This is a genomic window from Namhaeicola litoreus (assembly GCF_042679565.1).
GTDB classification, from domain to species: Bacteria; Bacteroidota; Bacteroidia; order Flavobacteriales; family Flavobacteriaceae; genus Namhaeicola; species Namhaeicola litoreus.
Genome location: NZ_JBHTMY010000003.1, coordinates 1,294,663 through 1,309,917, shown reverse-complemented (window position 1 = coordinate 1,309,917; position 15,255 = coordinate 1,294,663). Strand labels below are relative to the sequence as shown.

Annotated in this window: 7 protein-coding genes and 1 tRNA gene; 2 read left to right on the top strand and 6 right to left on the bottom strand. The window is 35.2% G+C overall.

Annotation, left to right across the window (positions count from 1 at the left end; translation table 11 throughout):
• Positions 1–155: 155 nt before the first annotated feature.
• The 5 genes from ACFQ39_RS13040 to ACFQ39_RS13020 form a co-directional block, all read right to left on the bottom strand.
• On the bottom strand, positions 156–2,954 hold the full coding sequence (locus ACFQ39_RS13040; protein ID WP_377179621.1) for a carbohydrate binding domain-containing protein: 2,799 nt from the start codon (positions 2,952–2,954) through the stop codon (positions 156–158).
• 27 nt (positions 2,955–2,981) lie between these two features.
• Complete coding sequence (locus ACFQ39_RS13035) at positions 2,982–3,836, bottom strand: glycoside hydrolase family 16 protein (protein WP_377179619.1); 855 nt, start codon at positions 3,834–3,836, stop codon at positions 2,982–2,984.
• 26 nt (positions 3,837–3,862) lie between these two features.
• Entirely contained in the window at positions 3,863–5,287 is a 1,425-nt protein-coding gene (locus ACFQ39_RS13030; RefSeq protein WP_377179617.1) for a glycosyl hydrolase family 16, read from the bottom strand.
• A gap of 12 nt (positions 5,288–5,299) precedes the next feature.
• Complete coding sequence (locus ACFQ39_RS13025; RefSeq protein ID WP_377180027.1) at positions 5,300–8,476, bottom strand: glycoside hydrolase family 2 TIM barrel-domain containing protein; 3,177 nt, start codon at positions 8,474–8,476, stop codon at positions 5,300–5,302.
• Positions 8,477–8,805: 329 nt separating this feature from the next.
• Positions 8,806–11,616: a helix-turn-helix and ligand-binding sensor domain-containing protein gene (locus ACFQ39_RS13020; RefSeq protein ID WP_377179615.1), complete on the bottom strand. Its 2,811-nt coding sequence runs from the start codon at positions 11,614–11,616 to the stop codon at positions 8,806–8,808.
• 230 nt (positions 11,617–11,846) lie between these two features.
• Here ACFQ39_RS13020 and ACFQ39_RS13015 point away from each other — a divergent pair.
• A tRNA-Pro gene (locus tag ACFQ39_RS13015) sits at positions 11,847–11,921 on the top strand.
• A 62-nt stretch (positions 11,922–11,983) separates the two neighbouring features.
• On the opposite strand, the gene ACFQ39_RS13010 is transcribed toward ACFQ39_RS13015, so the two are convergent.
• Positions 11,984–13,024: a DUF481 domain-containing protein gene (locus ACFQ39_RS13010; RefSeq protein WP_377179613.1), complete on the bottom strand. Its 1,041-nt coding sequence runs from the start codon at positions 13,022–13,024 to the stop codon at positions 11,984–11,986.
• 231 nt (positions 13,025–13,255) lie between these two features.
• Between ACFQ39_RS13010 and ACFQ39_RS13005 the strand changes: the two genes are divergently transcribed.
• Positions 13,256–15,223, top strand: coding sequence for a glycoside hydrolase family 97 protein (locus ACFQ39_RS13005; RefSeq protein WP_377179611.1), 1,968 nt, complete (start codon positions 13,256–13,258; stop codon positions 15,221–15,223).
• Positions 15,224–15,255 lie beyond the last annotated feature (32 nt).

Sequence of the window (15,255 nt, the reverse complement as noted above, 5' to 3'; positions counted from 1 at the left end):
AAAATATAACTAAACAACCCTCATTTTTATTCTAATTAAATAAAGGCTTAGAATTAGCATTGTTAGAGTGAACAACATTTTTATCATTTTATAAATTTAGAGTTATTAATGATTGTTTGTCATCAATATAAAATATTTTTAGATCTGTTTAGTAGTTAAGGGTTAAGCGTAATAGAAACATTATCGATGTTTGCAGAAACACTGCAACCCGCATCACCTCCGCAAACTGCTTCGATCAAGAATGAAATGCCAGACGAGACATCAGTTCCCGGAGGAATTGTGAATGTCCCTGTAAATGTTGCCCAAGAATCACTTAATGTGGGGCCTGGGTTAAATACATGGGTAAAGGAAGCTCCAGACGACCCTTCTCCAAAAAGTAAGACATTAAATACTGCTCCCGGTTGCACAACAGACCCTATATGATCAAATTTGATCTGAACAACATCACCAGCCGAAACGGTTCCAATTCCTATTCTTTCTTGTTTGAAGGCTGGATTACTTGGACCGTTAGTAGCAAGTTTACCAGACCATGAGCCACCATTGTTGATTGAATTATCCAAAGAGGCAGTACCACCATTTTGAAATAAGTTCCAGCAAGTATCTGTTCCAGACTCAAAACCGCCATCTGAGACTAAGTCACCTGTAGGTGGAGTACAGTCAGTAATTCCACCGCCATCACCGTAGAGCTTGAGGTCGTCAAAATAATAGGTATCTGTATTATTTGCATTTAAGTCAAAGAAAATTACAATTTTATTGAATTTATCGCTGTTCTCAGGCGCAAATGGGAAAGTTAATTCTTCCCATCCACTAGTAACAGAGGTAGTTAAGAACAGTTCGGTATTATTGCCGGGGTTTCCGATCTCTTCTAACTTAATTCGAACCTCAGTATTTGCCCTCGCTGACCAAACTTTTATTTTTAATCCATCATTTGAATTAAAATCCAGTTTTCCATCTAAATCAAACTGATTATTATCCCAAGGGTTATTTCCTAACTTAGTGATTTTACCAACCTTACAAGAGCTGTTTACCATATTGTCTGCATCAGGATTGTCTATCCATTCAAAATCGGCACCATCTTCAATAAAATTAGGAGATAAATCGGTTAAAAATGTCATGTTTAAATCTGCTGCACTAATCGATTGAACTGTTTCTGCAGTACAAGCAACGCCACCACCGTCACCATAAAGCATTAGATCATCAAAATAGTAGGTATCTGTATTATTTGCATTTAAGTCAAAGAAAATTACAATTTTGTTGAATTTATTGCTGTTCTCAGGCGCAAATGGGAAAGTTAATTCTTCCCATCCACTAGTAACAGAGGTAGTTAAGAACAGTTCGGTATTATTGCCGGGGTTTCCGATCTCTTCTAACTTAATTCGAACCTCAGTATTTGCCCTCGCTGACCAAACTTTTATTTTTAATCCATCATTTGAATTAAAATCCAGTTTTCCGTCTAAATCAAACTGATTATTATCCCAAGGGTTATTTCCTAACTTAGTAATTTTACCAACCTTACAAGAGCTGTTTACCATATTGTCTGCATCTGGATTGTCTATCCATTCAAAATCGGCACCATCTTCAATAAAATTAGGAGATAAATCTGTCAAAAATGTCATGTTTAAATCTGCTGCACTAATCGATTGAACTGTTTCTGCAGTACAAACATCACCTCCGCCATCGTCAGATTTATAGAGCATAAAGTCATCTATATAATAAGTCTGAGTGGTATTAGTATTCAATTCAAAGAATATTATGATCTTATCATATTTCCCGCTTTCACCGCTTGCAAATGGGAATGTTAATTCTTCCCAGGCACTGGCTGCTGTGGTCTTAGCTCCAATTTCCACATTTATATTGCTATTTGTTTTATCCTCAAGTTTTACGAGAACATTTGTTCCCGCGACTGGCGACCAAACTTTCATTTTAAATCCAGAATTAGCGTTGAAGTCAAATTTCTCATTAAACTCAATCTGATTATTGGCAAAAAGCGCTCCACCATTTCTATCAATTTTTCCTACCTGGCAGGAAGTATTCACTAGGTTATCAGTATCCGGATTTTGCACGGTTGTTAAAACGGCATCGAACGAACCAATTCGATCTCCGGGGTCGGTTTGGAAAGTTAAATTAAAGTCGTTTGCTTCAAGTGATTGCGAGGTTTCTTCTACACATGGTTTGGGAGGTGTTTCAATCTGGGTAATATCATCAAAATAGAAAGTGCCTGCTTTTGTACCCGGTCCGTCAACAAATATTGTAATCCTCACATATTTGTTAGAAGAATTAAAATCAAAGGAAATAAGTTCCCATCCGGTACCTCCATGGTTGGTTGAAACTTCGATATCTGGTCCGGTACCTTGTTCTAACTTCAATAAAACATCAACCGTTGAATCGGCCCAGAAGTTCATGGTAATGGTTTTGTCAGAAGTTAAGTCCAGCTGAGTTCCCAGATCAAAATTAATACCTTCATAGGCTACCCCACTATTGGTAATTGCACCAACTTTTGAGGCTTTATCGTTTGTTCCTGAGACATCCGGATTATCGACAATTTCAAAAGATGCACCATTAAAAACAGCCACATTATAAGCTACATTTGGATCATCAAAAGTAACGGGCAAAGTAATAGGATTCGGAATACTTATGGTTATGGTGTCTTCGAAAGTACCTGATGCACCAGAAGCACTGGTCGCTTTTAGGCTTACCTTATAGGTGCCATTTGCGAAGGTTTTTATAGGATTTATTTCGGTAGATGTACTGCCGTCCCCAAAAGTCCATAAGTAGGTTCTTGCTTCTGAGGAGATATTGATAAAAGTAACTGTTCCAGAATTTTCATTCAAGGTATATGTAAAACCTGCTTCAACTTCCGGAAAATTTGCATCATCATCGTCATCACAGCTGAGGACGAATATAGCTAGTATCAAATATAAAAACTTAATGGCTTGCTTTAAGAATTGTTTCATAACCTTTAGTATTAATTGTTTATTCTGTTATTTTTTATATACCCTCACATAATCAACCAACATGGTCTGAGGAAATGAAGTCTCACTATTTGGAGAGCCAACAAATGAACCTCCAACAGCCAGATTGAGAATGATATAGAACGGGCGATCAAAAACCCAATCACCGGTTACATCTTCAGGCCTAATCTGATTATATAAAACATCATCAACATAGAAATTTATGTATTCCGGGCCCCATTCAATGCCATAAACATGAAAATTCGTATCCAACCTGGCATTAACTAAATCATACGCTTTTGTGATAGCCATTCCACCAGAGTAGCCAGGGCCATGTACCGTTCCGTTTGTGATGGTTGGTTCTTGGCCTCGATTTTCCATAATATCAATTTCTCCACAATTTGGCCATTCCACTTCATCTATGTTATTTCCCAATAACCAGAATGCAGGCCACAAACCTTGACCATAGGGAAGTCTTATTCGTGCTTCAAAACGTCCATAAGCTTGCTCAAATTTGCCTTTGGTAAGAATTCTGGCCGAGGTATATGAGGAACCTTCATAATCTTCTTTTTTAGCACTTATTATTAATACACCATTTTGCACGGTAATATTTTCTGATCGATCTGTATAATACTGTAGCTCATTATTACCCCAACCCTTGCCAGCTGCTGTTCCTTCTCCATTACCTATGTCATAACTCCATAAGGAAGTATCAATGGGCCCGTCAATATCAAATTCATCTTGCATAACGAGTTCTTTGAAATTGACAACATTTTGTGTTTCGTCGTTAGAACAGCTCGAGATTAAAATTGTCGCAGCGATAAAAATTGATAAACTAAAAAATGTCAGTTTAGCTCTTGTCTTAAATCTATCTATCAAATTCATATTCTTTTTATTTAAAATCGATCTTACTATTTGTACAAATAAATATTATCTACATAAAAACTTGAAGGTCTTGGAGACGTATCACCTGACGCATCGAAAACTATTTGACCAAGATTCTTTCTATTGGCTAATGCAGTTATATCCAGATCAACACTAATCCAATCTCCGGTAACAAGGGCAGGAGTACTATTGGTAGATAGAGTTATAGATACAGTTGAATTATCTCCGCCACCGAATGCATCATCAGCACCAAAATCGACAAGGTTAATCCGCAAAGTAGATTCAGGATCAAAACCATTCGGTATAAAAATATCCAAATGCATTTTTGTCATACTAGAAGCATTTATTGTTGGAACATTTTGATTGAATTCAATACCGACGAAATTGTAATTCTCATAATTTAAAACGTTATCTCCATTTACTGCAAAATCGTTGGATGTGGTAGTTTGGAATGGAGCGTAAAATCCATTATAAAAATCTACAGGTACATTCGTATAAACGTCGCTGAATATGGATATTACCTGATCTGGGTCATATGGAGGAATAGGAGCAGGGGTAAATTGTCCAATAACCTCTACAGATAATGATCCTTTTGCTTTGACACCATCTAAAATAGCTGTAATTACAGCGCTGCCATTGCCCACAATCGATACAATTCCCAGTTCACTTACTCTAGCTACATCAGGATCGGTTGAACTAAACGTAAAATAACTCGGGGCAGCCAAAACAGTTTCGTTAATTCCAGAGCCTAAATTAAATGTTTGACTAAGACCTGAGGTCAAATCTATACTGGAGCCAATAAATGAAGTTTGGATCACATCTTCACCATTCAAAATGGCAGGTTTAGGTTGTGCAATGGTACCTAATGATTCGTATTGAAGTTCATCGATCCAAAATGTAAAACCATTGTTATTCTCTGGACCGGCTGCATACCAAAACATCCCTTTTTCAAGATCGAGTTTAAGTGGATCAGGGATAGGAATTACATATTTTGTCCAGGTTGTTGTGATTCTTAAATTCTGTCTGGTAACGGCAAACTTATTTTTCTCAAAATCAACTCCAAAACCTATTTCATTGATGGTAGCCGCCTGTGTTGCTTTTGCCCAAAATGTAAGCGCGTCATATTCTGATAAATTCCGCCCATTATAATCAGGAAAGATAGCTCCGGCAAAAGCACCTGCTGGATCACCAAAATTAGGAACATCAAAACGCATAGATGAGGTTCCTTCATATTTTGTCTCAGTATCTACAGAGAATGCATTAAGTTTTGATCCGCCAAATGGTAAATATTCTAATCCACCACTAAAACCATCAATAAAAACCTCTGCCGTATTTGGAAAAGATGCAAATTCTGCTTCATCTGATAAATCTCGTTCACAGCTTATATTAAAAGTACAAAACAAGCCTAGTAGGAACATCATTCTTAAACAAGTAAAATTTCTTATTTTCATTTTTCTACTATTTTATTTTCCAACATTGATATGAATATATGTTCTAATCTCCCATTCGGAACCATTATCAAATCCTACCGGACTTAAAATTGGCTCACCTCCAATGTCTCCACTAAAATTTGGAAGGTAACGCGGTGAGTATTGGTCGAGTGAGCGCCATGTTCCACGAATGCCAATCATCGTATTCGGAAGAATAAACCAATCAGGTTTTCCAAGCGTTGTGGATAAATCTAACATGAATTGTAGCGGAAATGTGAGGTTAAAGTCACGATGGTAATCATAAGGCCCCCAATCATTTATCTTTAAGGAATTGATCAATTTTAGTTTTTTATAAATTACCCTAATGTCGCCCCCAAATCGTTCAATCAATCTTTCATCACTTCCGTTTGCCTGGGCTGTTCCGAAGTAAACATTTGCTATTAATCCAAAATCAGAATTTAGTTTTGAAACAATACGGGTGTTAGACTCCCATAGGTCCTGAGCTGGCGCCGCACCGGGGAAGGCAAAAGTTGTTCGTCCATCTGGAAAGATACCAATTGCTGCATCTTGAGAAGTTGGATGATGTCTGTAGACAAAGCCTGTATTAAAGGCAAATTTAGCATCCTCCGCGCGGTCATTATCCCATTCATACATCCAGGTTGCTGGTGTTGGATCATAGGTCAGTAATAATTCCCCAGCAGTAGTTTCTCTATTTCCTCTTACAGCAAAAGGGTCATCTTGAATATTTCTAAGTCTTCCCGGTGCTTGAACATCTCCGGGCATGGGATCAACAAGAGGTCTTTGCCACAAAAAATTTGGAGCAATTTGAAAATTACCAAATCCATAAGTAAAACCTGTCAGGAAGTTCGATTGATTTCCACTGCCGGAATCTTTTAACCTCCAACCAGTAAAAGTTTTCGTATAATCTGCCCCACCATTTGCCACAAGACCCATAATGGCACCTTGAGCATACCAATTAAAAGCACCGCTCGAATAAGTTATTTTGGCTTTTCCTCCCCAGTTATCGTCAGAATTTACTTTATCATTATATACGATATATTTAGCGTCAGATCCAGGTGAATCTGGATTAAAATTTGGATTGATTTCGGCTATTTGAAAATCTCTACCATTTAAGGGTTGGCCTCCCCAGATACCACCAACTTCAATGCCGAATGGTCCGAACTCTCTTTTTACATGAAGTGTTGCTCTTTTTGTTCGAGGAAGAGGTATGGCGATCGATGAAACTGCCCGAGATGCGTCATCGATATCATTGTGATAAACTGCGGTGATGTCAAATTTTTCAATCGTACGACTATATTTTAAAAGAACGGCCGGGTTGGCACCCCACCATAGTTGAGGTCCAAAAGCTGCTTTGAAACCGTCTAATACTTTTTTACCATCAAATTCAAAACCGATAATTTCACCGTTGTAAATGTCTAAATTTGGACCGTAATTGGCTTCCGGATACAAACCAAAGAAATCTCCTTCATAACCCCAATGATAATGACCTGTTCTGTAGAAACCGCGAAGGTCAAAATCTTTGGCATTCCATTCATATTCAGCTGTATAAACTTGTACTCTATTGATATCAGATATTTGTAAGTTTCCCTCATCAGTATTTACTGATCTTGTACGAGCCCTATTTTCATAAAAAATTTGATCTATAGGGTTTTCTGCCACATTTCCAACAATGTTCACATTCACATTAGCACGCATGTTAGAAGTTGGATTTGCCTCTACACCAATATAAAAAGACTCCATATGATCAAAGCCAAGTTGATTAGGGTAAACCTGACTATCTGGGTCTGGATCTTCGGGGGTCGTAATTAAACTTCCTCCCGTATTAAAGGTGGTAAATTCTGCTCTTAAATTACTGATTGAAAGCTTTTTATTGCTAATAGCACCTAAGGCTGCAGCATCTCCACGTGCCCTGAGCATAGCATCTGTTAATTCAATGTTCTTGAAATAATTATCGACAAAAGTTAGATTCATACCTTCATCGTAGGGATTTAGTTTATGCGCCTCTTTCAAAGCATAATATGCAGCTCGAGGGTATAATTCATAGAGACCTCTTTCATTGGTCGGTCCTTTCGCACATATACCAAACCATTCTTCATTCATATTATTTTCTGTTCCATCTACGTCAAAGGCATAGCCTCCGTTGAACCAAGAGGCATTGCTATCATGTTGATCTTCAAATTTTCTATCGTCAAAACCAAACTTCCACCAACCATCGCTAAATTGAAAGGTAAACCCTCCAACAGAGTTATTAGCTTTTCCCAAACCTGCGGCGTTTTCGTAAATTTCTTTCCAATTTCCTACTAAGTAATAGGCTTGGGATTTTTGATCCTCAGTATTGCTGATCGCATTAAAGGCATCAGCGCCAAATTCAGTGAACATAATTGGCATATTCAATTTATTCTTCACTACTTCAAACATATCTCCGAATGAAATCCCACGATAGGCATTCGTACCATAAATATCAATATCTTTACATTCTTCTGCAATGATATCAATGAATAAAACATCACCATTACAAATGGCTACAGGGTGAGAAAAATCTTGTGATTTTATTTTTTTTGCTGCCTCGTTCATTAATCTGTACATGGGTCTTCCACGTTGCTCTCCAACAAATTGCTTTTCTTGTTCGTCATCAGGAAAATCCTCAGTTTCGGCTCCTGCCCAAAACAAACCGTAATTATTCTCGTTACCCAATAGGTACATTAAAAGTCCGGGGGTATTACCATATTCCTTAACCAAGGTATCAATTTCCTCGAGCAGGTATTCTTGCGTCCGTGAATCAGCGTAATTCGTAACAGGAGTCCAAACACCATCTAAGGTTAAGCCGTATCGCCCAAAGGAATGATTAAGCATGGTGTATATTCCATAGTTTTCGTATATGTATTGGATCCATTTTGCGGGTACACCAGTATATTGGCGAATTACATTGACATTCATGTTTTTCAACAAAGACATCTCAGTATCTAGTCCGGCTTTTATAATATCATCTGATTTGTTCCAAAAATCAGCATTTACCGTATTTGTGCCGATTGGAATATAATCCCAATTCATACCATTGATCATAAAATCATTTCCGTTAACCATCAATCTCATTCCATCTTCATTTCTAACTACAGATACCTCACTTACTTGGGCAAATCCCGTCGAAATGATTAGGAAAAATACTAGTCGTATAAAATTGTTTTTCATCATTTTAATTATTTAATAATGTCAAAAGAATTATTGCGGAATATGTTTTGGAATAATAATTTTTGGAATAAATAATTCAACCTTAATTCCATTTAATTCATGGCTTCAATAAAATGTATGCTAAATTGTCATAAATGTATGCTAAAATATCTATGAAAACTATTGAAAGCACCTATACAAAAACTCTACAACTTTTTTATTTTGGAGGTTTGCTTGTTTTAAAAATATTTTAATACACACATATACAGTGGTTTATATAGGTATGGTGGTTGCAGAAAAAAAATTTATGCAGGATTCAACTTAACATAAGTTGGGAGTAACAAGAAGGTTCAGATTTCCAATATTCGGGTCACCAAGTTATCTTCATTCGTTAAATTCATCTTTTTTCTTAGTCGATAGCGTTTAATTTCGACACTTTTATAGGAGATATTTAATAGGGGTGCAATTTCTTTTGAGGATAAATTAAGTCTTAGATAAGCACATAATCTTAAGTCGTTGGGGGTTAATTTGGGATATTCATTTTTAATTCTTTGTAAAAAATCTTTATCCGCATTATTAAATGCTTCTTGAAAAAATTCCCAATCATCGTCATGATTTAGACTTTTGTCAATTATTTTTATTACCGGTTGAATTAATTCTTTATCCTTTACATGAATCAATTCATCTTTGATCGTATTTAATAACTCATTCTTTTTAATAATACTCATCGTAGAAACTGCTAATTCTCTACCCTTACTTTTATTTTCTTGTTCTAATTGTTGATTTTTGATACGAATAATCGCCTTCTCTTGCTCAGATTGTGCTAATTTCAATTCCCGCTCATTGTTTTCTATGATTTTCTTTCTTTGTTTCCTGTAATATCTTTTATACATATTGTGTATAAACAGGAAAAACAATGAAATTAAAACGCCATAAATAATTAAGAAGAAATTTGTAACGTACCAGGGCTTTTCAATATTGAAGGAATATGTGGCAATATTTTTTGACACTGCATCACCAATTTTAGCACGGACTTTAAACGTGTAATTTCCAGAAGGTAAATTTTCAAAATATTCACCGGGTTCTTTGGACCAATGACTCCAATTGTCATATATGCCTTCCAATTTATACTGATAATTGGTCTCAAGATATTTTTGGTATTCGGGAACATTAAATGAGAATGCTATGTTGTTTTGATTACTTTGTAGATCACCCGACAAATTGGAATCTAATATGGTTAATTCATTTGAATTTTTATAATTACTAGCGGTTATGTAATTGATGGTGACTTCAAAATCTTCTACGCCTAACATAGAAAGATCAATAATTAAATATCCAGAAACACCACCAAATAAATAATTTTGATTTCCCAAATGCAAAACATTTTCGTAACCAGAAATTCCCTTTCGAAGAGATTGATTAAGAGAAATACTATTGATCTTGGATGTACTTGTTCGATTGTCTTGTGTAATGTAATTTATTTTTGAATTCGTGAAGATCCACAATATTTCACCTGTTTGATCAGTAACTAATTTTCCTGAACTATAGTCCTCTTCAGAATAAACTGCGCCTAAAATACTATCAAGAATAAACTTATTTTCTTTTTCTGAATATTTATAAAGCCCGTTTTTAAAAGCATATAATAAATCATGATTATATTTTAAAATACTCGAATTAGCACCTTTAGAAATAGAATCGATGCTTATGCTTATTGCTTTTGAATAATCCTCATCAACTTTAATTTTATAAATTCCTTTGTATTCATGATTTACAAAAATTTCATTATGAGGCATTTCTTCAAAATATCGAGACGAAATGTTGAAACCTTTAATTTCATTCTTAACGATCCAAGTATTGTCTTTTTGCTCTAAAATTGACAGTCCATTATAGTTGCCTTGTAAGATCAAGTTTTTATTACTCAATGGTTTTAATTGCCAACTACCCTGGGTATTGGGAATTTTTATTACTTGATTTTGATCCACAATAAAGGTACCCAAATGGTGGCAGCAAAATAAGGTGTTATCTAACTCTACCAATGACCAAACTTGCCCGGCAGTTCCGGCAATATATTGAAAACTATCCTTTGAATCGATCTCCTTAAAGTATAATCCTTGATTTGTACCTAGGTATATTTTACCATCAAAAAGTGCTGAGGTATAAACGCTTCCTAAAATGCCTTCATTATCATAATAGGTTTTGAAAGGCGATTTCATATTAATACAGGTTACGCCGTTGTCTAAACCTAGCCAAATATTGTTTTTTTGGTCCTCAAACACTGACAACACAGTGTTATTTAAAAGTCCATTTTTTTGATCAATGACCATTAATATCTCGCCATTTTCATCGACATGCCATAGACCGTCAGAGATAGTTCCTAAAAGAAAACTCTTATCCTTTAGTTGAATACCACTATAAATGCTTTTATTGTTTATGGTTGTATTAATATCATTTTCCCATTTCTTTGTTTTACCCTCTGTCAACACATAGTAACCATTGTTTTGTGTTAATATGAGTAAAGTGTTATCAAACGAAAATAAATTAGTAATTACATCATTTTTTAGAATATCATCCCCCGAGACCAAAGTTTTTTTATCATTAACAATTCTAAATAAACCTAGATTCAACTCCTGGAAATAAACAGAATTATTAGCAGCATACATTTTGGTAATTGTTGTTTCCGCATCGATTTTTTTATATGTTTTAGTTGGCTGGTCATAAATATAGATTCTGTTCAACGATTGAAAGAATAATTTGTTTTCTTCAAGCTTTATAATATTCCAAAATTGTTCATCTTCAATAAGTTCTTGTTTAATATGTTTTGAAAGAGAATTATAATTTAAATTACCAAAATTGTCTTTTTCCCAGTATCCGAACTCCATGTAAGCACCAGTGTAGATAAGCCCGTTTAAAACATTTACAGATCGGATTATTGTTTGATTAGGCGACTGATATAATTTCCATCTAGCCCCATTAAATTCTAGAAGTCCTTTATTATTCGCAACATAAATGAGATGATCTGGTGTCTGAGAAATTGCCCAATTTTGATTTTCCGCGTTGTAATCAGTAGTTGTATAATTTAAAATAGGGGGTATTTCTTGCGCAAATGCAAAAGTAACTGTAAAATAAATGTAAAAAATAAGTACAAGGCGAATCAGATTCATCCATCAAACATTTATATAACACAATAATACCATTAATTAATCAATTCTAGAAGTGGATTGCCATGTAAACATCCGGTCATGTTGGGTTTTTAAAAAATAATACGTTTTTTATTTTGGACTTTGATGGAGTCTAAATTAAATTTTTTAGAGGATATCATTTTCTTTAAAAAAAGAAAGAATTAGATTGTATGTATAGTTTCGGTCAGTTATATTTGCAGCCAAATAAAGTTCGGGGTGTAGCGTAGCCCGGTTAGCGCGTCGGCATGGGGTGCCGGAGGTCGGAGGTTCGAATCCTCTCACCCCGACAAAAAAAGTCCAGTTTTAGATTGGACTTTTTTCTTTTTTGGACATATTACAGAATGATTGACTAATGCAGATAATAAGATAGCTGAAGATTTAACCCATAATCGTCATTAGATTGCGCACCTGCCGACGGATTGCTGTCATAATTGTAATAAAAAGCCAATCCAACCTTAAAATTATCACTAAAAACACTTACCCTAGGGTTTAGATTAAAAACAGCCCGATATCTATTATCTGTGAGATACGGCAGGAAACTGATATCTGTATCTACCCAAATTTTAGGACTCGTGTATTTGTATAGTTTCCAAACCGCTTGGATTATTCCGGATAAATCATTTTCAGTTTCACCATTACCAAAGGGTCTTTCTCGAAGGGCACTTAGTCCGGCACCGATATAAAACCTGTTCATACTGCTGTACTTTAAATCTTTAATACCGATTAAATCTATCGCCCATCTCGCTTTTGTTCCTAATTCAGTGTTTTGGTTTAAACCAATTAGTGCTTGACTAGACCAGCCGCGCTGGAATAATCTTTCGAAGGAAATTGAGGCATCAGATTTTCGAGTTGATAAAGTATCTCCCTGGTAAGTATTATTGCTATCCCAAGAAATTTTAAAAAAAGATGATTTCTTTCGATAATTTAGATTTCCAGACCATGATAAGGTGGCAATATCACTCCCTTTAGAATAATTTAAACCAAGACTGAAATTTCCATAAGTTCTCAACCAAAAGCTGTTTTTTATGGGATAAACTTCAACTAGGTCATCTATCTTAACAAGAACTTTATTTTGAGGGGTTTCTATAAAAACTGTTCTAGGTTTATAGGAAGCTAAAAACGATCCGTAATATATTTCATCATTTTTTAACTTGATTTCAAATTGTTTATTCGATATGATGGTATTAATTTTAACTTCCTCTAAACTTATTGTACCCATGCCATCCATTTTCCATGTAGCAACACCATAGGTTAGACTCTTCAAGTCTCCTGTCAAAATATTTCCATTCATATGGTAAATGGTATCTGTTTTTTGGCCATTGATTTTTAGCGTACAGAAAAGAAGTATTGTGAACTGAAAAAAGAGAAAGTATTTGATCGATTTTTTCAAGATCAATTCATTATTGGATGGAGCACTATGTTGGTCTAGATATTTACGATAAAGATATGCAAAAGTACGAGCAGAAAAAAGATTCTATTGTCATTTTATGTGAAGAATTGATTGAACAAGTTTAAGTCAATATTGATCGAATTATTTTGATTATTCCAAAACAATTCCAATCATACATATTCTATTCCTATATTTACATAACATAAATTAAAATTCTTTAATATCCTAGAAATGAATAAGTTCAAATACACTATTTTAATTGGATTTATTTTGACGATGATTTCAAATTCTTGTAGCCCAGTACAAAAAGTAGATGATCATTGGCCAATTCAATCACCCAATGGAAAAATTACCTTGGTGATAAACCATTTAAACAAATTAGATAGCAGCTTGGTATACCATATTTTTATGAAAAGCGAAAAGGGTCTTGATACCGTTTTATCAAATTCTTCAATGGGAATTGAAAGATCAGATGATTCATTTACAAAAGGATTAAAGTTTATTTCGGTTTCAGAAACAATTGAAATTGATGAAACCTATGAGTCATTTGCTGGCAAAAGATCTCAGATTCGTAACCATGCTATGGGAAGGACCTTCACTTTCGAAACTTTAAATGGAAATAAAATTGAAATTGAAGTGCGCGTTTTTGATGATGCCACAGCCTTTAGATATATTTTTCCGGAAAAGAACGAAAAATTTCATAAAGTATTGTCTGAAACTACAGGATTTAATTTTTATAAAAAAGGCCGAGCATGGATGCAACCTTACGATATTGTTACCAAATGGACACCGGCCTATGAGAAATATTATGAAAGCAATGTTCAAATTGGTGAAATTTCACCCAATCCGCAAGGGTGGTGTTTTCCTGCCTTGTTTAAAACAGGTGCTAATTGGGTATTGTTAACTGAAGCTGGTTTGTATGACGATTTTTATGGAGCTCGACTACACAATTCATCCTCCAATTTGGCATACACAATTGGTCTACCCGAAGATACTGAGGCTAATGGAATAGGTGTCAAAGAACCTCAACATACTTTACCATGGAAAACACCCTGGAGAGTAATTGTACTAGGTGATAATTTAGGTGCTATTGTAGAAACTGATGTGGTGAAAAACTTATCAAAACCTAATGAAATAGAAAACATAGATTGGATAAAACCCGGAAGAGCATCTTGGAGCTGGTGGTCTGATCATCCAAGTAGTAAAAGCTATAATTCCATGAAACCTTTTATAGATTTAGCAGCTGAAATGGGCTGGGAGTATACCTTAATTGATGCCAATTGGAATACCATGCAGGATGGCAGTATTGAAGAATTGGTGGCTTATGGAAATAGCAAAGGAGTTGGATCTATTTTGTGGTATAATTCTGGGGGTCCGCATAATACTGTTACAGAAGAACCAAGAGACCTTATGCATGATTCTGTAAAACGCAAAGAAGAATTTAAAAAAATAGCTGGGTGGGGAGTTAAAGGTATAAAAGTTGATTTTTTTCAAAGTGATAAACCCTTTATATTACAGCAATATTTAGATATTTTAAAAGATGCTGCAGCGTTTAAAATTATGGTGAATTTTCATGGTGCAACAATTCCTAGAGGTTGGGAAAGGACTTATCCAAATTTAATGACGATGGAAAGTGTGAGAGGAGGAGAATGCTATAGTTTTGCTTCAGAATATCCAGAACGAGCACCAAGTCATAACACAATATTGCCAGCCACTAGAAATGTAGTTGGTTCAATGGATTATACGCCTGTCACTTTTTCTGATAATGAATTTCCACATTTAACAACAAATACACATGAATTAGCATTAGCTGTTATATTTGAATCGGGTTGGCAGCATATGGCAGACCGTGTTGAATCGTATCGCGCACAACCTGATGAGGTAATTCAATTTTTAAAAGATGTACCGGCTTCTTGGGACGAAACGAAGTATATTCAAGGTATTCCAGGAAATGAAATGGTTATAGCGAGAAGAAAGGGGAATAACTGGTTCATTGCGGGCATCAATGGAGAAAAAACACAAAAAGACTTTTTGGGAGATTTCTCCTTCCTAACAGGTGAATACGACGCCACATTTTTTTCTGATGGTAAAGATTCAAGAACATTTTCCATAAACAAGTCAAATTTAAACTCGTCTAGCAAAGTTGATCTGAAGTTGAGTCCTTTAGGCGGTTTTGTGATTCATTTAAAGCAGAAATAGAAGAATATTGGTTGATTAAAATATTTGTACTT